Origin of the sequence: Pseudomonas sp. A0308 (assembly GCF_044218815.1) — a bacterium.
Classification (GTDB): domain Bacteria; phylum Pseudomonadota; class Gammaproteobacteria; order Pseudomonadales; family Pseudomonadaceae; genus Aquipseudomonas; species Aquipseudomonas iridis.
The window spans coordinates 3,541,357-3,565,817 of the sequence record NZ_CP162581.1; the positions used below are offsets into that span (position 1 = coordinate 3,541,357).

Below are 24,461 nucleotides of genomic sequence, written 5' to 3' on the forward strand. Positions count from 1 at the left end.
AGCAACGTTGGAAATAAATTGATGTAAGAAGTGTCCCTGAGATTTGTCAGAGTGTTTCGGGCGTGATGTGGCTGGGTGAATTGACGGAAAGGACTGTGCGAAAGCAGTTCGATAATTATTGAGTTAGCACTGATGCGCAGTATTTGCGGGGGGGGAAGTTTCAATATCATGATTTGCTATCAAATTGATGGCACTTTTGTAGTTGAGCGTTGTCGCCGATGAGTTATGGATAGAAGTCAGCAAATTTTCGGAAGAGTCCTACTTCTATTTTTTCAAAGTGTTGTCATGCTTGCCGACGTGAAATGGGACGGTCGTTCGGGTGAATGCGGTCGAGATTGCTCGACCGCTCTGGGCCGATGGTTTCGAGGGTGTCGGGGAAATGCCGGCAATATAAATCTATGTCAGGGAATCCCTTGTCATATATAGGGCGATCTCTTACAGCCCCTCATGAACACTTCGTCTTGTTGTTTGATCAGATGCTTGCTAGTGGCCATCATAGTGATTACGATGCGCCCACTTGAAAGAGCACTCACTCAATTTGGATGAGTTTCATCACTGCTCTTCGATACTGTCCGGCGCCGCCGCACCTGAAATTGGCGCCTGACTGTAATCCTTAATAAAGGCCATGGATGTCCTACTCAAGCAAACTTTCCGCCCATTACCTCGAACTCGCCAAAGTCTCTGTTTCCAAAGAGAATTTCGCGGGCGAAGACGTTCGTTTTTCGAGCGAATTCGAGGCGCTGGAAAGCGAGCTGGCCAAAGCCTCGTCGATGCACGAAAGCGGGCAGATCGACTGGCTGAAAATTCGCGAAAACAGCGAAAATCTCCTGCGTACCCAATCCAAGGATTTGCGTGTCGGCGCCTGGCTGACCTGGTCGCTTTACCAGCGTGAATCCTTCCCCGGGCTGCTGGCCGGCCTTGGCTTGCTGCACCACTTGTCGGAAAACAACTGGGCCGACGTTCACCCGCTCAAACTCCGCACTCGTGCCGCTGCCATTGGCTGGCTGGTGCCGCGTCTTGAGCAGGTCATCACCGAAAACATCGCGATCAAAGAGCAGTTGCCGATGTTCCGGCAGCTCTCCGAGCACCTGTCTGGTCTCGAAGCCGCTTGCGCTGAACATCTGGGTGACGACTCGCCGCTGTTGCTGCCGATCTCCCGCCGCCTGAAAACCATGATCCAGCGCGCCGCCGACAACCAGCCAGCCCCCGGTGTTGTGGGGGCGGCGGTGGCGCAGGTCAAGCAGGCGGCGAGTCAGCTGCTGACGCCCGGCGCGCCGATCGACAACGAAAGAGACGCCCATAAAGCGCTGCGCGCCCAGCAGGAAAGCGCCCGGCCGTTGTGTGCCTGGTGGCTCAAGCAGAAAGCCACCGACCTGCGCGCCCTGCGCCTGAACCGCACGCTGCTGTGGATGACCATCGACGCCGTGCCCGAGCGTAATGCCGAGCAGATCACCGTGTTGCGCGGTCTGCCGCTCGACAAGCTGAAGCTTTATCAGGATCGATTCGATCAGGGCAAATACGCAGACCTGCTGGTGGAACTGGAGGCGAGTCTGGCGAAGGCGCCGTTCTGGTTCGATGGCCAGAGGATGGTCTGGGAGTGTCTCCAGAACCTCAACGCCGAGCTGGCCATGCGCGAAGTGGAAATCCACTTCGCGCTTTTGATTCAGCGCCTGCCCGGCATTGTCGAATTGCGTTACCACGACGGCGCGCCGTTTGCCGATCCGTCTACCCGGGCGTGGATTGCCGCCAACGTCATGCCGCACCTGCAAAGCGCCAGCGCGCCCCGCAAGGTTGAAAGCGACAACGTCGAAACCCAGCCAGCCTGGGAAAAAGCCCTCGAAGAAGTCTTGCCGACTCTGCGCAAGGAAGGCCTCAAGCCTGCCGTGCAGATTCTCAAGCAAGGGCTGCAATCGGCCCACGGCGGGCGCGAGCGCTTCTTCTGGCAGTTCGCGCTCGCAAGGCTGTGCTTCATGGCCAAGAAATACGAACTGGCCAAAAACCAGCTGGAAACCCTCGATCAGACATTACAGGACTCAGGCCTGCACGCCTGGGAGCCCGATCTTGCATTGGAAGTGCTGCACCTGCTGCACAGTTGCTGCGAGTTGTTACCGCAGAACCATGCAGTGCGTGAACGCAAGGAAGAGATTTATCGCAGGCTGTGCCACCTCGATCTCGAAGTGGTACTCGAATAGGCCCCAGGGCCACAACCGCAAGGAGAAAAGCCATGGCCAAAGAAGGCTCGGTAGCCCCCAAGGAACGCATCAACGTCACCTTCAAACCCGCCACCGGCGGTGCTCAGGAAGAGATTGAACTGCCGCTGAAACTGCTGGCAATCGGTGACTACACCCACCGCAAGGACGAGCGCAAGATCGAAGATCGCAAGCCGATCAGCATCGACAAGATGACCTTCGACGAAGTGCTGGCCAAGCAAGAGCTTAGCCTGACGATGAACGTGCCGAACCGTCTGCAGGAAGAAGGCAGCACTGAAGAGTTGGGCGTGCAACTGCGCGTCAATTCGATGAAGGACTTCAACCCGGCCAGTCTGGTCGAGCAAGTGCCTGAGCTGAAAAAGCTGATGGAACTGCGTGACGCGCTGGTGGCCCTCAAAGGCCCGCTGGGTAACGCACCTGCTTTCCGTAAAGCCATCGAAGGCGTGCTCGCCGACGACGAATCCCGCGGTCGCGTACTCGGTGAGCTGGGCCTGAACGCCGCAGCCACTGACGCCTGAACCCAGCAGCCAAGGAAGCCAACACAATGAGCACTAGCGCAGCACAAGAGAAAGGCGCCGCGAGCGGCGAGTACAGCATTCTCGACAGCATCATCGCCGAAACCCGCCTGACGCCGGACGACGAAGCCTACGACATCGCCAAGCGCGGTGTGTCGGCGTTCATCGAAGAGCTGCTCAAGCCGCAGAACAACGGTGAGCCGGTCAAGAAAGCCATGGTTGACCGCATGATCGCCGAGATCGATGCCAAGCTCAGCCGTCAGATGGACGAAATCCTGCACCACCCGGACTTCCAGGCTCTGGAATCGTCGTGGCGTGGCCTGCAGTTGCTGGTAGACCGCACCAACTTCCGCGAAAACATCAAGATCGAAATCCTCAACGTCTCGAAAGAAGACCTGCTGGACGATTTCGAAGATTCGCCGGAAGTCATGCAGTCGGGCCTGTACAAGCACATCTACACCGCTGAATACGGCCAGTTCGGTGGTCAGCCGGTTGGCGCGATCATCGCCAACTACTACATGTCCCCAAGCTCGCCGGACGTGAAACTGATGCAGTACGTGTCCAGCGTAGCCTGCATGTCCCACGCGCCGTTCATCGCCGCTGCCGGCCCGAAATTCTTCGGTCTGGAAAGCTTCACCGGCCTGCCGGATCTGAAAGATCTGAAAGACCACTTCGAAGGCCCGCAATTCGCCAAATGGCAGAGCTTCCGTACTTCGGAAGACTCCCGTTACGTTGGCCTGACCGTGCCGCGTTTCCTGCTGCGTAACCCGTACGATCCGGAAGAAAACCCGGTCAAATCGTTCGTGTACAAGGAAACCGTTGCCAACAGCCACGAGCACTACCTGTGGGGCAACACCGCTTACGCTTTCGGCACCAAGCTGACCGACAGCTTCGCCAAATTCCGCTGGTGCCCGAACATCATCGGCCCTCAGAGCGGTGGTGCTGTTGAAGACCTGCCGTTGCACCATTTCGAAAGCATGGGCGAAATCGAAACCAAGATCCCTACTGAGGTTCTGGTTTCCGACCGTCGTGAATACGAACTGGCCGAGGAAGGCTTCATCTCCCTGACCATGCGTAAAGGTTCCGACAACGCGGCGTTCTTCTCCGCAAGCTCGGTGCAGAAGCCGAAGTTCTTCGGCATCAGCGCAGAAGGCAAGGCGGCAGAGCTGAACTACAAGCTCGGCACCCAACTGCCGTACATGATGATCGTCAACCGCCTGGCTCACTACTTGAAAGTGCTGCAGCGCGAGCAACTCGGTTCGTGGAAAGAACGTACCGACCTCGAGCTGGAACTCAACAAGTGGATCCGTCAGTACGTGGCCGACCAGGAAAACCCAAGCGCCGAAGTACGTGGCCGTCGTCCGCTGCGCGCTGCGCAAATCATCGTCAGCGACGTTGAAGGCGAGCCAGGCTGGTACCGCGTGAGCTTGAACGTGCGTCCGCACTTCAAGTACATGGGTGCCGATTTCACCCTGTCGCTGGTTGGCAAGCTGGACAAAGAGTAAGAGCGACTCATGGACGGATACGGCAGCCTTTTCGAACGTCTCAATGGCGACGCGGAAAAACGCAAGGGCAGGAGCCTCGAGGTTTCTGCCATGGCGTCAGTCGCTGCCCATCTGGCCAAAATGCTCAGCACCCGGGCCGGCAGCGTGCAAACGCTGTCCGACTACGGGTTGCCCGATCTCAATGACATGCGTCTGAGCCTGCACGACTCCCTGAGTCAGGCCCGTCTGGCCATCGAAACTTTCATCGAAGCCTACGAGCCACGCTTGAGCAACGTGCGTGTCATTTCCCTGCCGCGTGACCACGATCAACTTCGCCTGTCCTTCAGTATTGAGGGGCTGCTGGAAGTTGAAGGGTTCAAGCGTCAGGTCAGTTTTTCCGCGCGCCTGGATGGCAGCGGTCAAGTGAAGGTCACCTAAGGAGAATCCCGATGTCTGGCAAACCTGCAGCACGTTTCACCAGAAAATCCGGGTTTGTTCTCCTGATAGCGGTACCCCTGTTTCTGCTGATGTTCATTGTATTGAAGGTGTTCAGTTCGCTGACTGCAAAGCTATTGAAAACCAATGCAAGTGAATCGGGTAAATGCCTCATCTCCCGATATGCACCTGATTACGCGTTCCTGGGCGCGATGGGCGGTATTTTCGAGCTGTTCAGCAGTCAGTTTTTCTACCGTGTTTACACAACAGATGGACGGCTCTTGAAAACGTCGGAGTGGAATCTGTGGATGAGGGAAGGCGATCCAGGCATTGCCCCTGAGTTTCAGGGCGAGATGATTCTATATCCGGGCTCAGAGGGCTGGGAAAGTTGGATCATTCCAGAATGCCGATGAGTCATGCTTTTCAAAAACTGCTGACCTCCGTTGCGATAGTCGTTGTGTTGCTCCTGGTGATTTTTGCTGTTGCTGTCTATGAGCTGCTGAGCCGAAAAGCGGATGTGTCTGTCGTGAGTCCAAGCGGGAAATACATCATTGAGTCGGTTGCGGGAGCCTCACTGCTGACGCCAAGAGAGACGGTTTACCTTCGTTTTTATGAACGTGAAAATCCAGCTCATGTGTACCGAACTCCTTTGTTTTCCGAGCTGGCTCTGGACATGAGGGCGCGCGAGGATGAGGCAGAAGTGGGTGTGGTTTTTATCTATCTGGACAAAAAGGCCAATACGTTTTCTCTCGCCTCGTCCCGTCCGGATGAACACTGGATGAACAGGTTCATCAGCAATACGTCTTACATGCTCATGGAAAATTAATGCGATGAACCGCACTCAGGAACAATGAACAGTCATCACGCCAAAGCCTATTAAGGAGAGCTCAATGTCAGGAAAACCCGCAGCACGCGTATCCGACCCCACCGCTTGCCCGCTCCCCGGCCACGGCACCAACCCGATCGCCGCCGGTTCCGGCGACGTGTTCTTCGACGGCCTCGCGGCCGCCCGCCAAGGCGATGCCTCGGCGTGTGGTGGTGCGATGTCGGGAGGTTTGGCGACCACTGTGTTGATCAACGGCAAACCTGCCGCGACGGTTGATTCGGTGGGTACGCATGGCAACAAGGTTACGGCTGGATCCGGGACGGTGATTATCGGGAATTCGCATTCGCCGGCGCCGTTTGTGCCGCCGTTGCCGGTGGAGATTCAGTGGCCGTTTAACGAGCATTTTGTAATCAATTGCGAAGAAACAGGCAAACCCCTCGCGGGGGTGGAATACACACTTAAAACTTCCTCGGGGAAGATCATAAACGGCGTGACAGGTGCGGACGGGAAAACTCAAAAAGTATTTTCAGCCACCGCAGAAGCCGTTGAATTGATCATTGAACCTCAGAGCAGAGTTGTGCTTGCTTAGTTTTTTTGGTTTTGAGATTCAGTAAAGTTTGATTGCTGGAAAATATATCAAAGGGATATAGAGATGGCAGCGAAGACAGTGGCAACCACCATGACTCCGGCGAGCAATAAAATCGGTCAGACTGCTACTGCGCGCCAGTTCAAGATTACTGATATCCCGGCCACGATGAAAAAAATAAACTGGCCTGTTGCCGCTGCTTTGATGAGCCATTGGTTCAATGGTAAACCATGGGCGACAAAAGATGGTGGAATGGATGATGTCGTAAAAAGGCACGACGCATTTGCTCCGGCAAATTACATCGAAGAGTCCATCGTTAAAATGAATTGGGTGCTTGGGTTTGAGCGAGCAAATGCAGCATTCAAACACTTGAAAGCGAACTGGAACAGTCCTCCTGGGATCAATCTGATAAAGAAGAGATTGCGAGATAATTTTTCCAATAGCGTTCCCGGCTGTTATCCAGTGGCTTTTAATGGCGTGGCCAGTGCTGCTGAGAAATTTGGTTACTCCAATAATAAAGTTGTCGAGTTCGAACAGGCTGGTGCTGATGAAGTTAACGAGCTTCGCGCTGCGCTTGCAAATTTCAATATGCGCGTGATTGCCGAAGGCTCGGTAGTCGTAACAGGCAAAAGTATTGTTTTTACACCATCGCAAATCGGTTTTTATATTGAAGATGCTTATGACTTCAATGATGGTATTGCTCTTTTTAGTCAAATTCTAGGTTACTGGAATTTTGATAAATTGGTCGCTGATCCTGTGGAAGGCGCTAAAACAAACGCGAAGCTGGCTGCCGAAATGACTTCTTTGATAGCTGAGTCCACGTACAAGCAGATCAAGGGAGAACAAAGCCCTCAGCAAAAGGACGAAGCCGTGCGGCGATATACAGAGCTGGAAGGCAAGCATTATATGCTCGTACAAAATAGCGATTTTCGAGATTATCGGGATCAGAATAAAAAAGGAGGGGACTTTCGCGTTTATTCGGACATTTTGTACGAGAGCGTATCCGTGGCTCCTATTGAGGAAGTCTCTAAATGAGTTCATGGAATAAGTTTTTTATGAGTTTGGCTACGCTATTGGTCAGCTTGTTCATCGTTGTCGCTATTATTATAAATGGTATTTTGAATCGTGCACCTGATGTCTCAAAAAAGAGTCCGTCCGGACAGTATCTTATAGAGTCAATTCCGGCGAGTTCCCTTTTGACTCCGCGAGATTCGGTGTATTTGCGTTTTACGGATTTGAATAGTCCTGATCGTGCATATCGAACCCCTTTGTTATCTGATGTTTCATTGGATATGAATGCCGATGAGGATGACGAAGCTGTCGGAGTTGTTTTCATCGAGCTGGATAAAAAAAGCAAGGAGTTCACGCTGGCGCTATCTAATCCGAGAAAGCACTGGTTGGATTTTTTTATCAGTAATACTCCCTACAAGGTTCTGGAAAATTGATGTTCTGGGCCGGGAAACAGGGTGGTTTTGGTTCGTGGTATGGGAATCTGGGGCTTGCATGAGTAACTACGCACGTCTTGGCCTATGCCTGTTAATCCACGCCCTCGGATGCGTGGCTTACGCGTTTTTGAATGACGCGGTTGTGCATGCTTACAAGCTTTTTAACGGCGGATTCACCTCCCACGGTGTCGCCATCGGCATGGCGAGTTATGCACTGTTTTACAATTTTCTGGGCGTCAACTTGATCGTTGCGCTGATTCCAAGTCTGGTCGCCAAGCTAGTCATCCTTGGTCTGATGGTGGGCTTCATTCTGCTATGGATGCTGCCGGACAACCCGTTGAGAGCCCTGTTTTACGGCGTTGCACAAGGTTGCGTCACGTTGCTGGCAATTCTCACCACTCAAGTCATCGAGTTGCGTTGGGTTTTGCGAAACGTATCGGATCGAATCCCGCCAAGTCAGCCTGCAGGTGCAATCCAATGATCAGGTCGGACATCGAGCGTAATCCACAGGACAGTTTTTCCATGAGTTCCACTACCAGGCAGGTAACCCGTGTCCTTTAACCACTACTACCAAAGCGAACTCACCGCACTGCGCCAACTCGGTCGCCGTTTCGCCGAGCGTAGTCCGGCGTTGGCGCCGTATCTGGGGCAGGCCGGGCGGGATCCGGATGTGGAGCGGTTGCTGGAAGGCTTTGCGTTTCTGACCGGGCGCCTGCGCCAGAAGCTTGATGACGAGTTGCCGGAGCTCAGCCATTCGCTGATGCAGTTGCTGTGGCCCAACTACATGCGCCCGCTGCCGGCGTTCAGCATTTTGCAGTTCGATCCGCTCAAGCGTTCCGGCCCGGCGCTGGTGGTCTCGCGCGATACGCCGGTGGAAAGCAAACCGATCGAAGATGTGCGTTGCCGCTTCCGCACCTGCTACCCGACTGAAGTGTTGCCGCTGGATCTGGCCGCGCTGAATTACTCGGTGAAGGGCGACGGTTCGCTGCTCAGCCTGCGTCTGGAAATGAGCGCCGACGGCCACCTCGGCGAACTGGAACTGAGCAAGCTGCGCCTGCACTTTGCCGGTGAGCGCTACATCAGCCAGATGCTGTATTTGAGCCTGCTGCGCAACCTCGAAGGCATCGAGCTGATCCCGCTCGACGGCGCCGGCAAGCCGATTGATGGCGTCAGCGGCAAACCGATGGCGTTCAAGATTCCCGGTGATCGCGTCAAACCAGTGGGCTTTGCCGAAGAAGAAGCGTTGATCCCGTATCCGCTGAACACCTTCCGTGGTTATCGCTACCTGCAGGAATACTTCGCCTTCCAGGACAAATTCCTGTTCGTCGACGTCAACGGTCTGGACATTCTCAAGGCGCTGCCCGAAGACACCCTCAAGCAGATGCGCGGCCTGGAATTGCGTTTCGACATTCGCAAGAGCGGCATCATGCGCATGCGGCCGACGCTGGATAACGTGAAGCTGTTCTGCACGCCGATCGTCAATCTGTTCGAGCACGACGCGCTGCCGATTCGCCTCGACGGCAAGCAGGACGAATACCTGCTGCTGCCGGCGGAATACGATCTGGAAAACTGCGGCGTGTTCTCGGTGGAAACCGTGACGGGATGGAAGCCCGGCGGCCTCGGTTATCAGGAATACGTGCCGTTCGAATCCTTCGAGCACGACCCGAGTTTCGACGTGCCCAACAGCCGTCCGCATTACAGCATCCGTCAGCGTTCGTCGCTGCTGCACGATGGCCTCGACACCTACCTGAGCTTCGGCATCCGCCACACCGAAGCTCACGAAACGCTGTCGATCGAGCTGATGTGCACCAACCAGAACCTGCCGAAGAAGCTCAAGCTCGGCGACATCTGCATGGCCTGCGAAGAGACGCCGGAGTTCTTGAGTTTCCGCAACATCACTCCGGCCACCCCAAGCTTCGCGCCGCCGCTGAACCGTGACTTCCTGTGGAAGCTGATCAGCAACATGTCGCTTAACTATCTGTCGCTGGCCGACGTCAATGCGTTGAAGGTGATTCTGGAAACCTACGACCTGCCGCGCTACTACGACCAGCACGCGGAGAAAGTCAGCAAGCGCCTGCTCGGCGGCCTCAAACATATCAAGCACCACCACGTCGATCGGCTTCACCGTGGCCTGCCGGTGCGCGGTTTGCGCACCGAGCTGACCATCGATCCGGAAGGGTATATCGGCGAAGGCGACCTGTTCGTTTTCGCTTCGGTTCTTAACGAGTTTTTCGCGCTTTACGCCAGTCTCAATTCATTCCATGAGCTGCGGGTAAAAAGCACACAGGGAGAGGTGTACCAATGGACACCACGTATGGGCCTTCAGCCCCTGCTTTAAGCGGGCTGACCCGGGTAATACGCGAGTACTCGCTGTTTCAGGCCGTGCTGTTGGTGATCGACCGGCTGCGCGAGGCACACCCGCACCTGAGCGAAGACGATCTGTACGATCAGGTCGAGTTCCAGGCCAACCCGAGCCTCGGATTTCCGCGCAGCGATGTCGATCGCGTGGAGTTTTTCGAAGAGCACGGGCAGATGCGCGCGCGCGTGCGTTTCAACCTGATCGGCCTGGTCGGTTCCGGTTCACCGCTGCCGGCGTTCTACGGCGAACAAGCCTTGGGCGACAGCGAAGACGGCAACCCGACGCGCAATTTCCTCGACCTGTTCCACCATCGCCTGCAACGGCTGATGCTGCCGATCTGGCGCAAGTACCGCTATCGCGCGAGTTTCCAGAGCGGGGCGATTGACCCGTTTTCGTCGCAGCTGTTCGCACTGATCGGCCTGGGTGGCGACGAGATTCGCAAGGCCAAGGAACTCAACTGGAAACGCCTGCTGCCGTACCTCGGCCTGCTCAGTTTGCGGGCGCACTCGGCGGCGTTGATCGAGGCCGTGCTGCGTTACTACTTCAAGCACGAAGACCTGGTCATCGAGCAGTGCATCGAGCGCCGCGTGGAAATTCTCGACGAGCAGCGCAATCGTTTGGGCCGCGACAACAGCGTGCTTGGCGAGGACCTGGTGCTCGGTGAGCGCGTGCGCGACCGCAGCGGCAAATTCCGCATTCATATCACCCAACTCGACTGGCAGCGATTCCACGAATTCCTGCCGATCGGTTTTGGTTACCAGCCGCTCTGCGCGCTGGTGCGGTTCACCCTGCGTGACCCGCTCGATTACGACATTCGCCTGGTCTTGCGCCAGGAAGAAATCCGCGAACTGCGCATCGGTGAGCAGAACGCCTGTCGCCTCGGCTGGACCAGTTGGCTGGGCCGCGAGAAGGCGGACGGCGTGGTGACACTGGGCAGCAAAATTCATTAAGGACGTGAGCCATGATCAACGTAGACCTGCAACAACTCATTCAGGCGCTGGACGCCGAAACCCGTCGTGATCTGGAGCGTTCGGCTGAGCGCTGTGTAGCCCGTGGCGGTAGCAAGATCCTCGTCGAAGACATGATGCTTGGCCTCCTGGAGCGTCCGAATGGCTTGCTCGCACGCGCGTTGCAGGACGCCGATGTCGATGCCGGTGAACTCAGCGCCGCGCTGCAATCGCGGGTCGAGCACAGCGCTTCGCGCAACCCGGTATTTGCCCCGGAACTGGTGCAATGGCTGCAAGACGCGCTGCTGGTGGCCAACCTCGAACTGGGCCAGACCCAGGTCGAAGACGCTGCGTTGATACTCGCCTTGCTGCGCAACCCGATGCGTTACGCCGGCAGTCGTTATCAGCCGCTGCTCGCCAAGCTGAATATCGATCGCCTGAAAGAATTTGCCCTGTCGCAAAAGGAGCAACCGGCGGCCAACGGTAAACCGGCCGCGCAGGGCGAATCGCTGTTGCAGCGCTTCACTCACAACCTGACTCAACAGGCCCGTGACGGCAAACTCGATCCGGTGCTGTGCCGCGATGGCGCGATCCGTCAGATGGTCGACATCCTCGCTCGTCGCCGCAAGAACAACCCGATCGTGGTCGGTGAGGCTGGTGTCGGTAAAACCGCCATCGTCGAAGGTCTGGCTTCGCGCATCGCTGCCGGTGAAGTGCCGCAAGTGCTCAAAGGCGTTGAACTGCTGTCGCTGGACATGGGCCTGTTGCAGGCCGGCGCCAGCGTCAAAGGTGAATTCGAGCGTCGTCTCAAAGGTGTGATCGACGAAGTCAAAGCTTCGCCAAAACCGATCATTCTGTTCATCGACGAAGCCCACACCCTGATCGGCGCGGGCGGCAACGCTGGCGGTTCCGATGCGGCCAACCTGCTGAAACCTGCACTGGCCCGTGGCGAACTGCGCACCATCGCTGCGACCACCTGGGCCGAGTACAAGAAATACTTCGAGAAAGACCCGGCGCTGGCCCGTCGTTTCCAGCCAGTTCAACTGCACGAACCAACCGTCAGCGAAGCGGTGACCATCCTCCGTGGCCTGGCCCAGGTCTACGAGAAGAGCCACGGCATTTACCTGCGCGACGACGCGGTGGTGTCGGCGGCTGAACTGTCCGCGCGTTATCTGGCGGGTCGGCAACTGCCGGACAAAGCCGTCGATGTCCTCGACACTGCTTGCGCCCGCGTACGCATCAGCCTCGCCGCTGCGCCGGAAAGCCTTGAGCGTCTGCGTGGCGAACTGGCCGAAGGTGGTCGTCAGCGTCAGGCCCTGCGCCGCGATGCCGAGGCCGGTTTGCTGATCGACCACGAAGCGCTGGATGCACTGGAAGCGCGACTGGAAGAAGCCGAAGACGAAATGGTCGCGCTTGAAACCCTGTGGACTGAACAAAAGGCACTGGCCGAGCGCTTGCTGGACCTGCGTCAGCAACTGGCCAAGGCGCGCGAAGCCGCTGCCGTCGAGCCGACCGTATCGGTTGAGGAAGACGCCGAAGGCACCGTCATCGAAACCCTGGCCGCCGAAGTCGAAGAAGGCCAAAGCGTCGCAGCGCTGGAAGCCCAACTCAACGAAACCCACAGCGCACTCACCGCCGCCCAGGTCAAAGAACGCCTGGTCAGCTTCGAAGTCTGCCCGCGTCTGGTCGCCGAAGTGATCAGCGCCTGGACCGGCGTGCCACTGGCGCAACTGGCCCGTGAGCACAACGCCAAGGTCGCCAGTTTCGCCACCGACTTGCGCACGCGCATCCGTGGTCAGGAGCAAGCCGTGCACGCACTGGATCGCTCGATGCGCGCGACTGCTGCTGGCCTGAACAAACCTGACGCGCCGGTCGGCGTGTTCCTGCTGGTCGGCCCGAGCGGCGTCGGTAAAACCGAAACCGCGCTGGCCCTCGCTGACCTGCTGTACGGCGGCGACCGTTTCATTACCACCATCAACATGTCCGAGTTCCAGGAGAAGCACACCGTTTCCCGCCTGATCGGTGCACCACCGGGCTACGTCGGTTACGGCGAGGGCGGCATGCTCACCGAAGCCGTGCGCCAGAAACCGTATTCGGTGGTGCTGCTCGATGAAGTCGAGAAGGCTGATCCGGACGTGCTCAACCTGTTCTACCAAATCTTCGACAAAGGCGTGGCCAACGACGGCGAAGGTCGCGAGATCGATTTCCGCAACACGTTGATCCTGATGACCTCGAACCTGGGCAGCGACCGCATCAGCGACCTCTGCGAAGGCGGCGCGCGGCCGACCGCCGAAGTGCTCGAAGAGACCATTCGCCCGGTACTCAGCAAACATTTCAAACCCGCCCTGCTGGCGCGGATGAAAGTGGTGCCTTACTACCCGGTCGGTGGCCCGGTGTTGCGCGAGCTGATCGAGATCAAACTCGGTCGCCTGGGCGAGCGCCTGAACCGTCGTCAGCTGGATTTCAGCTGGTGCCAGAACCTCGTCGATCATCTGTCCGAGCGCTGCACGCAAAGCGACAGCGGCGCGCGTCTGATCGACCATCTGCTCGATCAGCATGTGCTGCCACTGGTAGCCGATCGCTTGCTCGATGCCATGGCCACGGGTGAAAGCCTCAAGCGCGTGCATGCCACGCTCGACGGCAACGCCAGCGTGACGTGCGAGTTCGCCTGAGGTGGGCGTGATGTTCACTCAAGTGCCGCAGCCGCTGGCTTACGCCGAAGCGTTGCTGGCGCAGTTTGCCAGCCTGTCGCGTGCGGCGGACGGTGCTGCGCTGCTGGGTGATTTTGTGCGTGGGCTTGCCGAGCTGAGCGGTTGCGAACTGACGCAGCTGTATCTGCTCGATGCCACCCACACCTGCCTTGGGATGAACGCCGAGTGCCTCGACGGCGCGTTGCAACCGCGCCAGGCGGCGAGCCTGCCGGCGGATTACAACGGTGAGCAATTGCTGCAGTTCGCCCTGTGCCAGAACCGCGTGGTGTGCCTCGATGACCTTGGCGCCAGCCTGCACGAAACCAGTTTCCTGCCGGCCGCGTCTTCGCCGTGGCAATCATTGTTGTGCGTGCCACTGGTCAATCAGCACAAGGCTGTGGAAGGTCTGCTGCTGTGTGCCAGCCGTCGTCGCATGGATCTGCAAGGCTTTGCCGATTCCCTCGGCCAGCTCGGCTCGTTCGTGCTCGGCCAACTGCACTTGCTGCAACGCCTGCGCCAGCCACTGGATGTTCAGGCGTCAGCGGTACGCAGCGTGCCGAGCATCAGTGGTTACGGGCTTATCGGCAAAAGCGCTGCGATTCGCCAGACCTATTCGCTGATCAGCAAAGTCCTGCACAGCCCGTACACCGTGCTGTTGCGCGGCGAGACCGGTACCGGCAAGGAAGTGGTCGCGCGGGCGATTCACGATTGCGGGCCGCGTCGTTCTCAGGCGTTCATCGTGCAGAACTGCGCGGCGTTCCCCGAGAACCTGCTGGAAAGCGAGCTGTTTGGCTATCGCAAAGGCGCGTTCACAGGTGCCGACCGCGACCGCGCCGGGCTGTTCGATGCGGCCAACGGTGGCACGCTGTTGCTCGACGAAATCGGCGACATGCCGCTGTCGCTCCAGGCGAAGATCTTGCGCGTGTTGCAGGAGGGCGAGATCCGCCCGCTGGGTTCCAACGACACGCACAAGATTGATGTGCGCATCATCGCCGCGACGCACCGCGATTTGTCAGTGCTGGTCAGCGAAGGCAAATTCCGCGAGGACTTGTATTACCGACTCGCGCAATTCCCCATCGAACTGCCGGCCCTGCGTCAGCGCGAAGGCGACATCCTCGACCTGGCGCGGCACTTCGCCGAAAAGACCTGCACATTCCTGCAGCGTGATCCGGTGCGCTGGTCGGCCCCGGCGCTGGAACATTTGTCCGGTTACACCTTCCCCGGCAACGTTCGCGAACTCAAGGCATTGGTCGAGCGCGCGGTGTTGCTGTGCGAGGGCGGTGAGTTACTTGCCGAGCATTTTTCCTTGCGTATGGAGCCGATGCCCGAAGACAACAGCGGCTTGAATCTGCGCGAGCGCATGGAGCGGGTCGAACGCACATTGCTGCTCGATTGCCTGCGCAAGAACGACGGCAACCAGACCCTCGCCGCCCGCGAATTGGGCCTGCCACGCCGCACCCTGCTGTACCGCCTCGGGCGGTTGAACATCAATCTGGGAGATTTCGATGGGTAGGCAACGATCATCGTTTTCTCCTCGAAAAACCTGTTTCAGCGCCGCCCGCAAGGGTCGGCGCTTTGTGCTTTGTCTACCCCTGGAGACCCTCTGATGTCTGTTCGTCACTGGCACGCTGTCCTGCTGACCCTCGTCGTTCTATGCGGCCTTGGCGGCTGTAGCGGCAATTACAAATTCAACGACAACGACTATCGCCCGTTGGGTGATCCGCAAGCGGTCAATCGCGGCAAGTGACCGCAAGGAGCATCAAACATGGAACTGGTTTTCGAAATGCTGAACACCAAGCAGTTCGTGCCCACCGAGTTGTGCCAGAAGACCTTCAAACAGGCCGGCGGCGTGATCGGACGGGGCGAGGACTGCGACTGGATCATCCCTGACCGCAAGCGTCATCTGTCCAATCACCACGCGATTGTCAGCTACCGCGAAGGCACGTTTTTCCTGACCGACACCAGCAGCAACGGTGTTCAGGACGGCACAAGCGGCGCACGCCTGCACAAGGGCGAACCGATGCGCATCGAGCACGGCAGCACTTACGTGCTCGGCGACTTCGAAATTCGCGCGCGCCTTGTGCGTGACCCGGCGACCTTCGACGGCGAAGTCGGCCGCCCGCGTGCGGCCGGCAGCATCATTCCGGACGACGCGTTCCTCGATCTCGACCCGCTCAACGCCCTCGAACAGCAAGAGCGCGTGTACTCGGAAATCGACGAACTGCTGGCGCCGAACACCAAGCCTGAAGACTCCCGTCAGCGTGCCGACTACGCGCGCATCGACATGGAAAGCCTGATGGTGCCGGAGCTGATCGCCGCGCCCGCAGAACCTGAACCCGCTCCGGCACCGAAAGCCGTCGAGCGTCAGAGCGAAGGTTTCTGGGAGCACTTCGGTGCTGCGCTGGGTGTCGATGTCAAAGGCCTCAGCCACGACGAACGCGAAGCCCTGGCGCTGAACGCCGCGCGTTTGCTGCGTCAGAGCGTCGGCGGTTTGCAGCAGAGCCTGCGTACCCGCTCGGAGCTGAAAAACGAACTGCGTCTGGCCCAGACCACCGTGCAAGGCACCAACAAAAACCCGCTGAAATTCGCCGTCGATCCGAGCGAAGCGCTGGAGATTCTGTTGCAGCCAAGCAAGCCCGGGCATCTGCCGGCCGAGCAAGCCATCTCCCGCGCGTTCCGCGATTTGCAGGCGCATCAAGTGGCACTGCTGACCGCCAGCCGCGCCGCCGTGCGCGGCACGCTGGAGCACTTCTCGCCCGAGCAACTGACCTTGCGTTTCGAGCGCGACAGCAAGCCGCTGATCGCGACGTCCGGCGGGCGCTGGAGAGCGTTTGGTCGTTATCACCAGGCGCTGCGTCAGGACGATGACTGGAGCGAGCGTCTGCTGGCCCGCGACTTCGCCCAGGCTTACGAAGAACAGATCCGCCTGATCTCCACCCTCCACACCGACCACCAAGGATGATGCGCATGTCTCGCCGTTCGACCGCTTTTTTCAAGACGCTGACTGCGCTCACCGTGCTGGTGCTGCTCGCCGGTTGCTCGTCGCTGTCGCCGTACTCGAAAGTGACCAAGATCAACCTGAAACTGACTGGCAGCGATCAGCTCAACCCGGACCTCAACGGTCGCCCGTCGCCGATTGTGGTGCGCCTGTTCGAACTCAAGCACCCGGTGACGTTCGAGAATGCCGATTTCTTCAGCCTTTACGAGCGCGCCAAGGAATCCCTCAACCCGGATCTGGTGGCCAGCGAAGAACTCGAACTGCGCCCGGGTGAAACCTTGGAAATGAAGCTCAAGGTGGAAGAGGGCAGCCTTTATGTTGGCGTTCTCGCCGCTTACCGCGACTTGCCGGAAAGCCAATGGCGCTACACGGTGCAGATCACTCCGCTGGAAGTCACCGAAGTCGATCTGACTCTGGACCAGACCGGCATCCGCAACACAAATCAAGTGCTCGCCAAGGCGGATGACTGAACATGAATACCCATAAAGTCATTTGGCAGGAAGGCATGTTGCTGCGTCCGCAGCACTTCCAGCACAACGATCGCTATTACGATCACCAGATGAAAACCCGCACCCAATTGCTCGGTGGTTACACCTGGGGTTTCCTCAATCTGGAGATCGACTTGCAGTTCCTCAACATGGGCAAACTGGTGATCAGTGAAGCCTCGGGGATTCTGCCGGACGGCAGCCTGTTCGAACTCGGTGGCAACACCGAACCGCTGGCGCTGGATGTGCCGCCGAACACCGGCAACACGCCGATCTATCTGGCGCTGCCGCTGGTCACGGGTAACCACATCGAGTCGCGACGTCCGGAGCAATCCGACGTGCTGGCGCGTTACACCGCGTATGACGCCGAAGTGGCCGACTCCAACGCCGGCGACGATTCCGCCAGCCAGGTCAGCTGTGGTCGCCCGGATTTCAAACTGTTGCTCGGCGAGCAGCAGAGCGATCAGGCCTACGTGAAGCTGAAGATCTGCGACGTGCTCGACACCACGCCCGACGGCGTGATCAGCCTCGATCCGGACTTCGTGCCGACTTATATTCAGGCTCACGCGTCCAGCTATCTGCTGTCGTGTCTGAAAGAAGTCATCAGCATGCTCAACCACCGGGGCGACACCATTGCCGAGCGCATTCGCTCCAACGGCAAGGTCGGCGGCGCCGAGGTCGGTGACTTCATGATGCTGCAACTGATCAACCGCACCGAACTGCTGCTGCGCCACTATCTGGGCCTGGAGCAGGTGCACCCGGAAGAGTTGTATCGCACGCTGCTGACCATGCTCGGCGATCTGGCGACCTTCTCCGGCGAGAGCAAACGTCCGCGTCTGGACAGCCGCTACTCCCACGCCGACCAGGGTGGGAGCTTTCGCAAACTGATGGAAGCGATCCGTCAGGTGCTGTCGATGGTGCTCGAACAGCACGCCATCGAACTGATCCTGCAGGCGCGTCAGTACGGGATCATCGTGTCGCCGTTGCACGACCACAAACTGCTGGGCTCGGCTTCGTTCGTGCTGGCAGCCAGTGCCAATTGCGACTCCGAAGAACTGCGCCACCGCTTGCCGGCGCACCTCAAGGTCGGCCCGGTGGAGCGCATCCGCCAACTGGTCAACCTGCACTTGCCGGGGATCAAGGTCAAACCGTTACCGGTCGCCCCGCGGCAGATCGCGTTCCACTCCAACAAAACCTATTTCATCCTCGAACTCAGTTCCGAAGACCTGGCACAACTCGAGCGCTCCGGCGGCTTCGCGTTCCACGTGTCCGGCGAATTTGCCGAGCTTGAACTGAAATTCTGGGCCATCAGGAACTGACCGACATGATCAAGGAAACGGATTACAACCAGGACGACAAAACCGTCCTGCTCGATCGTCAGGGCCACGGACCGGCATCGAGTCCGCTGACCGACTTCGCTGCGCCACCGCGTTTCGAGCAACTGGAAGAACGCATGATCTACGCCGCGCGCCTGCGCCCGGCGGAGGCGTTCAATATCAGCCTCAATTCGCTTGTGGCCGCGTCATCCGAACTGCTCTCGGAAGTGGTGCGTCTCAAGCACAGCGAAACCCGCGAAGACCTCTACGCGCTCAATGAGCGCCTGACCGCCGGGCTCAAGCTGTTTGAAGTGCGCGCCTTGCACAACGGCGCTGAAAGCAGCCAGGTGATGGCCGCGCGTTACGTGCTCTGCACCGTGGTCGACGAAGCCGTCGTGACCACGCCGTGGGGCAACGAAAGCGAATGGTCGCAGATGAGCCTGCTCAGCAGCTTCCACAACGAAACCTTCGGTGGCGAGAAGTTCTTCCAGCTGCTCGATCGGCTGTCAAAGAACCCGGTCAAGCACCTGCCGATGCTCGAGCTGATGTACCTGTGCCTGTCCCTCGGTTTCGAGGGCAAGTACCGCGTGCAGGCGCGTGGGATGCTCGAGCTTGAAGGCATCCGCGATGCGTTGTACCGCCAGATCCGTCAGTTGCGTGGCGACGTGCCGCGTGAGTTGTCGCCGCACTGGGAAGGCCTCAACGATCAGCGCCGCAGTCTGGTGCGCATCGTGCCGGCGTGGATGGTGGTGTTGTTCACTTTCGTCTGTCTGGTGGTGATGTATTCGGGCTTCGCCTGGGTCTTGGGCGAGCAGCGCGAAACCGTTCTGCAACCATACCAGCCGCTTGATCCAGCCGCGGTTCAACCGCAGTCGCAGCCGTAAACAGGGACGTGTGATGAAAAAGTTTTTCAAGAAAGTCGGCGCCTTCCTGCGCCAGACCTGGGTCTGGACCCTGCTGCTGGTGCTGTTCGTGGCACTGCTGGTGTGGTTCGTCGGCCCGTTGTTGGCGGTTGATGATTACAAGTTCTGGGAAAGCGCGACCTCGCGTCTGCTGACCATCAGCGTCTTGTTCCTGATCTGGGGCCTGACCATGGTCTTCGTCAGCTGGCGCGCCGGTATCCGCAAGAAAGCCGTCGAAGAAAGCGAAGACGGCCAGGATCGTATCCGCCGTGAAGAGCAGATCGACGACGAGCAGAAAGAGTTGAAGGCACGCTTCAAAGACGCGCTGAAAACCCTGAAGACGTCGAGCCTGTATCGTGGTCGCAGCGAGCGCTGGCGCAGTGACTTGCCGTGGTACTTGCTGATCGGTCCGCAAGCCTCTGGCAAAACCAGCCTGCTGGACTTTTCCGGTCTGGAATTCCCGATCAACAAGATCGACCGCAAGCTGACCCGCGACACCCTCGGCACCCGTCATTGCGACTGGTACTTCGCCGATCACGGTGTGCTGATCGACACCGCCGGGCGCTACACCACCCAACCGGACGCAGAAGTCGACGGCAGTGCCTGGCGCACCTTGCTCGAGTTGCTGCGCAAGCGTCGTCGCGGCCGTCCGTTGAACGGCGTGCTGGTGACCATTCCGGTGGAAACCCTCACCGGTGGCAGCGAGCAGGACATCGACACCCTGGCGCGCCAGGTGCGCGGTCGTCTGCAGGACATTCATCAGAAGCTGCACGTCGATGTGCCGGTGTATCTGGTCCTGAGCAAGGCTGACAAGCTGCTCGGCTTCGACGAGTTCTTCGATCAACTGACCCGCGAAGAAAGCGATCAGGTGCTGGGCACCAGTTTCCGCAAGGAACAGGTCGGCACCGACGTGGCTGTGCTGCGCAACGAGTTCGAAGAACTGCTGCGTCGCCTCAACAGCCAGGTGATCATGCGCATGCACTCCGAGCGCGATACCCAGCGCCGTGGCCGCATCCTCGACTTCCCGCATCAACTGGGGCAGATCGGCGAGCGTCTGTGCCTGTTCGTCGACATGGCGTTCACCGGCAACCGCTATCAGCGTGCCACGCAACTGCGTGGTTTCTACCTGACCAGCGCACCGCACCTGACCCAGGAAATGGATTCGACCACCGCCGGCATCGGCGCCAGCCTCGGCATGAATGCCGGTGTGCTGCCGACGCTGCGCAGCGGTCGTTCGCGCTTCATCCACCACCTGCTTAGCCAGGTGATTTTCCCGGAAGCCGATCTGGCTGGCCTGGACAAACGCGAACGCAGCCGCATCCACTGGGGCCAACGTGCGCTGTATGTTGGCGCACTGGCGGCGCTGGCACTGTTCGGCATGCTCTGGGCGGGCGGATTCTCGGCCAACTACGAGCGTCTGGAAAACCTGCGCACACTGGCGCAAAACTGGACTCAGCAGCGCTCGGCGCTGACCCCGCGTGATGACGCGATGGGCGTGCTGAAAACCCTCGACACCAGCTACGCCGCTACTCAGGTGTTCCCGAAGAAGGGCGACGTGTCGTACCACGAGCGCGGTGGTCTGTATCAGGGCGAAGACATCAATCCGTCGGTCAAAGCGGCGTACGAGCGTGAGCTCGAAGCGCAACTGCTGCCACGGGTTGCCACGATGCTCGAAGGGCAGATCCGCACCAACATGAAGGACCGCGAAAAGCTGCTCAACAGCCTGCGCGCGTACCTGATGCTGAACATGAAGGATCGCCGCGATGCCGCATGGCTCAAGGACTGGATCGCGAGTGACTGGTCGCAACGCTACACCGGCAACACGGCGGTGCAGAACGGCCTGAACGTTCACCTCGAACGCCTGCTGAAGCAGCCTTTCATCTACCCGCTGAACGATCAGTTGGTGACGCAGGCGCGTCAGGTACTGCGCAGCGAATCGCTGGCTACCGTGGTCTATCGCATGCTTCGTGAGCAGGCGCGCAACCTGCCGGAATACCGTTTCAGCCAACACCTCGGCCCGCAGGGCTCGCTGTTTATCGGCACCGAGTACGTGATTCCGGGTTTCTACACGCAAACCGGTTATCAGCAGTATTTCTCGGTACAGGGTTCGGCGCTGGTCACCGACATCCTGCGTGACAACTGGGTACTGGGTGAAGGCGCGGGCATCAGCGACATGGACTTGCGTCGCCTGATGGTCGAGCTGGAGCAACTGTACTTCCGCGACTATGCCAACTACTGGAGCGAGGCCGTTGGCCAAGTGGCCTTGCCACCGATCAGCGACGCCGGTGAAGGCGCCGAGCAACTGGCGGGCCTGACTTCGGCCAACTCGCCGGTGCTCGCGTTGCTGACGGAAGTGCGCGAAAACACGCGCTTCGAGGCCGCTGCAGACCCGGTCGACGAAGCGGGCGAAGCCGCCGATGCGCTGGCCGGGCAGAAGGGCAAACTGGGTAAAGTCGGCAAACTGGCAGCCGCCGCAGCGGACAAGGCTTCGGCCTTGAGCGTCGCGAAAAACCTGCCGGACACCGCCAAGAAATCCCTGCAACGTCGCTTTGAACCGCTGCATCGTTTGCTCGATGACAACAACGGTCCGGCCGCTGACCTGACTCCAGCCCTCAGCGCGCTCAACGACCTGCAACTGCAACTGTCCGGTCTGGCCCGTTCCAGTACGCCGGAACAAGCCGCGTTCGAGATGGCCAAAACCCGCATGAGCGGCCAGCGTGATGCGCTGACCAACCTGCGTGCAGCCTCCGGTCGTTTGCCGCGTCCGCTGAGCGTGTGGTTCAACGTGCTGGCCGAAGACTCGTGGCGCCTGGTGCTCAACGATGCTTACCAATACCTGAACGGCCGTTATCAGAACGAGCTGTACAGCGTGTATGGCAAAACCATCAGCAAGCGTTATCCGTTCAGCGCCAGCAGCACCAGCGACGTGGCGATCAGCGACTTCCGCGAGTTCTTCCGCGCGCAAGGCACCGTCGACCGCTTCTTCGACAGCTACATGCGTCCGTTCGTCAGCGGTGATCCGGGCAACTACCGGATGCGCAGCGTCGACGGTCACAGCCTGCCGGTGTCCAAGGTCTACCTCGATCAGATGGCCGCAGCGCTGACGATTCGTCAGAGCTTCTTCTCGATCAACCCGGCCGAACCGACCGTGCAGTTCAAACTGGAGCCTTACACCCTCGATCCGGCGGTCAGCCGTTCCGAGTTCAAGTTCGGCGACAAGACCATGGAATACCGTCACGGCCCGATCCTGCCAATGTCGTTTAAATGGCCGACCGATGCTGAAGACGGGCGCACCAGCCTGGTCATGGACAAAATGGCCGGGCGTCCGATCGGCATCGAGAAGAACTCCGGCCCATGGTCGCTGTTTCGTCTGTTCGACCTGATGCAGACCGAGTACCTGACCGGCCGCGACGTACTGGTACTGAAAGCTGACGTTGGCGGCCTGCGCGCCAACTACCTGCTGACCAGCCAACGCTCGCCGAACCCGTTCGACCTCGGCGTGCTGCGCACCTTCCGTATGCCGGTGCAGCTCTGATGCTGGTGGCCAGTCCCTGGCGCAGCGCGGCGCGTACCGACCCGGGCAAGGTGCGGGCGCGCAACGAAGATGCCTTCCTCGACCTTCCGCAGCAGGGGCTGTGGGTGGTCGCGGACGGCATGGGCGGTCATCAGGGTGGCGACATCGCCAGCCAGTTGATCGTCGCCAGCCTGGCTGAACTGCCGCAACACGACGACTTCGACGAACGCCTCAAAGCCATCCGCCAGTGCCTGCACTGGTTGAACCGGCGTTTGGGGCAGGAGTTGACCGTCACTGCCGGCCGTCACGACAGCATCATGGGCAGCACCGTCGTGGCGCTGCTGGTGGAAGGTAATCGCGCGGCCTGTATCTGGGCCGGCGACAGTCGTTGTTACATGTGGCGCGGGCAGCGTCTGTATCAGCTGTCCAAAGACCATTCGCTGCAACAGCAACTGATCGACGAACAGCAAATGAGCGTCGAACAAGCGGCGGCTCACCCGGCGGCTCAGGCACTGACCCGAGCCGTCGGCGCGGCCGACACTCTGACCCTGGATGTGCTGGAACTCGAGGTGTATCCGGGCGATGCGTTTTTGCTGTGCAGCGATGGTTTGTATCAGGGCCTGAGCAGCGATGCCCTCGGCACCGCCCTCAGCCTCAGCGCGCCGCATGTGGCGCTGGAACGTTTGTTCGACGGCGCCCTGCGGGGCTCCGCTCGCGACAACCTGACTGCCGTGGTGATCCGCCAATGACCAAAATCGAATCGCCAATCGATGACTTGCTGATGAGTGAAGAACAGGCCAACAACCTGACCTACTTCGCCTTCGCCAAGCCCAATAATGCAGAGCCTTTGCTGGCGCCAACCAAGGCCAGCATTGGTGCACTGCCGGACGTATTGGCGGGCCGTTATCGCCTCGAGCGTCTGCTCGGGGCGGGCGGTATGGGCGCCGTCTACCGGGCAAGGGATCTGCTGCATGAACAGTTCGGCGATCCCGACCCTTACATTGCGCTGAAAATCCTCAGCGAAGAATTTGCCGAATCGCCGGACGCCAGTGCCTTGCTCTACAGCGAGTTCGCCCTGACCCGACGCCTGCGCCACAACAACGTCGTGCGTGCGCACACCTTTGAAGTCGACACCGACTGCCAGCTGGCCTTCATCACCATGGAATACATGCGTGGCCTGACCCTGGACAAATTGCTCTGCGAGCGGCCTCTCGGCCTGCCGTGGAAAGAACTGCGCGACATCGTCCTGCCGCTGCTCGACACACTGGCCTATGCCCACTGTCGCGGCGTGCTGCACGGTGACATGAAACCGAGCAACGTCATGCTCAGCGAAGACGGCCTGCGCCTCTTCGACTTCGGTTTGGGCCAGGCAGAAGAGGGCACCTTGCCCGGTCTGCCGCACCTGAGCCGCGAGCGCTTCAACGCCTGGACCCCGGGTTACGCCGCCCCCGAACTGCTTGAGGGCCAACCGTTGTCGGCCAGCGCGGACGTGTACGGCTTGGCCTGCGTGATCTATGAACTGGCGAGCGGCAAACACCCGTTCCGCCGCTTGCCCTCGACCCAGGCCCGCGACGAGCATCTGGAGCTTGAGCTGCAAGCCCCGGCGAACTTACCGAAACACGGCTGGTCGGCGCTGCGAACCGCGCTGAGCTTCGACCCGGCAGAGCGCACCATCACTGCCCAACAATTGCGTGACGCCTTGGGCGCCACTTCATCCTGGCTGCAACGTCTGCGGTTTCGGGCATAACG

At 59.3% G+C, this 24,461-nt stretch carries 22 protein-coding genes; all 22 read left to right on the plus strand.

The annotated features are described in order from the left end of the window. Nucleotides 1-629: 629 nt before the first annotated feature. Nucleotides 630-2,192: a type VI secretion system protein TssA gene (gene tssA / locus AB4P92_RS16285; protein WP_395597879.1), complete on the plus strand. Its 1,563-nt coding sequence runs from the start codon at nt 630-632 to the stop codon at nt 2,190-2,192. 32 nt (nt 2,193-2,224) lie between these two features. Then, nucleotides 2,225-2,728, plus strand: a complete 504-nt coding sequence (tssB, locus tag AB4P92_RS16290) for a type VI secretion system contractile sheath small subunit (RefSeq protein WP_042561805.1) — start codon at nt 2,225-2,227, stop codon at nt 2,726-2,728. Between the two features lie 26 nt (nt 2,729-2,754). Beyond that, nucleotides 2,755-4,230 carry a type VI secretion system contractile sheath large subunit gene (gene tssC / locus AB4P92_RS16295; protein ID WP_042561804.1) on the plus strand — a complete coding sequence of 492 codons (1,476 nt, stop codon included), beginning with the start codon at nt 2,755-2,757 and terminating at the stop codon, nt 4,228-4,230. 9 nt (nt 4,231-4,239) lie between these two features. Continuing rightward, on the plus strand, nt 4,240-4,647 hold the full coding sequence (tssE, locus tag AB4P92_RS16300) for a type VI secretion system baseplate subunit TssE (RefSeq protein WP_042561803.1): 408 nt from the start codon (nt 4,240-4,242) through the stop codon (nt 4,645-4,647). Nucleotides 4,648-4,658: 11 nt separating this feature from the next. Then, nucleotides 4,659-5,057, plus strand: a complete 399-nt coding sequence (locus tag AB4P92_RS16305) for a hypothetical protein (protein WP_395597880.1) — start codon at nt 4,659-4,661, stop codon at nt 5,055-5,057. Then, a complete protein-coding gene (locus tag AB4P92_RS16310) occupies nt 5,048-5,470 on the plus strand; it encodes a hypothetical protein (protein WP_395597881.1) in 423 nt (140 codons plus the stop codon). The genes AB4P92_RS16305 and AB4P92_RS16310 overlap by 10 nt, the downstream gene beginning before the upstream one ends. Nucleotides 5,471-5,534: 64 nt before the next feature. Then, on the plus strand, nt 5,535-6,059 hold the full coding sequence (locus AB4P92_RS16315; RefSeq protein WP_210553336.1) for a PAAR domain-containing protein: 525 nt from the start codon (nt 5,535-5,537) through the stop codon (nt 6,057-6,059). A 63-nt stretch (nt 6,060-6,122) separates the two neighbouring features. Further along, complete coding sequence (locus tag AB4P92_RS16320; RefSeq protein ID WP_395597882.1) at nt 6,123-7,091, plus strand: DUF6402 family protein; 969 nt, start codon at nt 6,123-6,125, stop codon at nt 7,089-7,091. After that, the gene (locus AB4P92_RS16325; protein WP_395597883.1) at nt 7,088-7,501 is read left to right on the plus strand and encodes a hypothetical protein; all 414 of its coding nucleotides are present in this window, start codon (nt 7,088-7,090) and stop codon (nt 7,499-7,501) included. The genes AB4P92_RS16320 and AB4P92_RS16325 overlap by 4 nt, the downstream gene beginning before the upstream one ends. Before the next feature lie 58 nt (nt 7,502-7,559). After that, nucleotides 7,560-7,982, plus strand: coding sequence for a hypothetical protein (locus AB4P92_RS16330; protein ID WP_395597884.1), 423 nt, complete (start codon nt 7,560-7,562; stop codon nt 7,980-7,982). 69 nt (nt 7,983-8,051) lie between these two features. Continuing rightward, the gene (gene tssF, locus AB4P92_RS16335) at nt 8,052-9,839 is read left to right on the plus strand and encodes a type VI secretion system baseplate subunit TssF (protein ID WP_395597885.1); all 1,788 of its coding nucleotides are present in this window, start codon (nt 8,052-8,054) and stop codon (nt 9,837-9,839) included. Beyond that, nucleotides 9,803-10,810 (plus strand): type VI secretion system baseplate subunit TssG, encoded by a 1,008-nt coding sequence (tssG, locus tag AB4P92_RS16340; protein WP_042561791.1) that lies wholly within the window; start codon nt 9,803-9,805, stop codon nt 10,808-10,810. The genes tssF and tssG overlap by 37 nt, the downstream gene beginning before the upstream one ends. Nucleotides 10,811-10,821: 11 nt before the next feature. Next, on the plus strand, nt 10,822-13,479 hold the full coding sequence (tssH, locus tag AB4P92_RS16345) for a type VI secretion system ATPase TssH (RefSeq protein WP_042561790.1): 2,658 nt from the start codon (nt 10,822-10,824) through the stop codon (nt 13,477-13,479). 10 nt (nt 13,480-13,489) lie between these two features. Next, nucleotides 13,490-15,010 carry a sigma-54-dependent Fis family transcriptional regulator gene (locus AB4P92_RS16350; protein WP_042561789.1) on the plus strand — a complete coding sequence of 507 codons (1,521 nt, stop codon included), beginning with the start codon at nt 13,490-13,492 and terminating at the stop codon, nt 15,008-15,010. Nucleotides 15,011-15,103: 93 nt separating this feature from the next. Beyond that, entirely contained in the window at nt 15,104-15,244 is a 141-nt protein-coding gene (locus AB4P92_RS16355) for a hypothetical protein (protein ID WP_003229566.1), read from the plus strand. 18 nt (nt 15,245-15,262) lie between these two features. Continuing rightward, the gene (tagH, locus tag AB4P92_RS16360; protein ID WP_042561787.1) at nt 15,263-16,459 is read left to right on the plus strand and encodes a type VI secretion system-associated FHA domain protein TagH; all 1,197 of its coding nucleotides are present in this window, start codon (nt 15,263-15,265) and stop codon (nt 16,457-16,459) included. A 5-nt stretch (nt 16,460-16,464) separates the two neighbouring features. After that, a complete protein-coding gene (gene tssJ, locus AB4P92_RS16365) occupies nt 16,465-16,965 on the plus strand; it encodes a type VI secretion system lipoprotein TssJ (protein ID WP_261735510.1) in 501 nt (166 codons plus the stop codon). A gap of 2 nt (nt 16,966-16,967) precedes the next feature. Next, on the plus strand, nt 16,968-18,299 hold the full coding sequence (gene tssK, locus AB4P92_RS16370; RefSeq protein WP_007920300.1) for a type VI secretion system baseplate subunit TssK: 1,332 nt from the start codon (nt 16,968-16,970) through the stop codon (nt 18,297-18,299). 5 nt (nt 18,300-18,304) lie between these two features. Continuing rightward, nucleotides 18,305-19,180, plus strand: a complete 876-nt coding sequence (gene icmH, locus AB4P92_RS16375; RefSeq protein ID WP_042561785.1) for a type IVB secretion system protein IcmH/DotU — start codon at nt 18,305-18,307, stop codon at nt 19,178-19,180. A gap of 13 nt (nt 19,181-19,193) precedes the next feature. Next, entirely contained in the window at nt 19,194-22,733 is a 3,540-nt protein-coding gene (tssM, locus tag AB4P92_RS16380) for a type VI secretion system membrane subunit TssM (protein ID WP_200612725.1), read from the plus strand. Further along, complete coding sequence (locus AB4P92_RS16385) at nt 22,733-23,461, plus strand: PP2C family serine/threonine-protein phosphatase (protein WP_042561783.1); 729 nt, start codon at nt 22,733-22,735, stop codon at nt 23,459-23,461. Before tssM ends, AB4P92_RS16385 begins: the two co-directional genes overlap by 1 nt. Further along, nucleotides 23,458-24,459 (plus strand): serine/threonine-protein kinase, encoded by a 1,002-nt coding sequence (locus tag AB4P92_RS16390; protein WP_395597886.1) that lies wholly within the window; start codon nt 23,458-23,460, stop codon nt 24,457-24,459. Before AB4P92_RS16385 ends, AB4P92_RS16390 begins: the two co-directional genes overlap by 4 nt. Nucleotides 24,460-24,461: the final 2 nt, after the last annotated feature.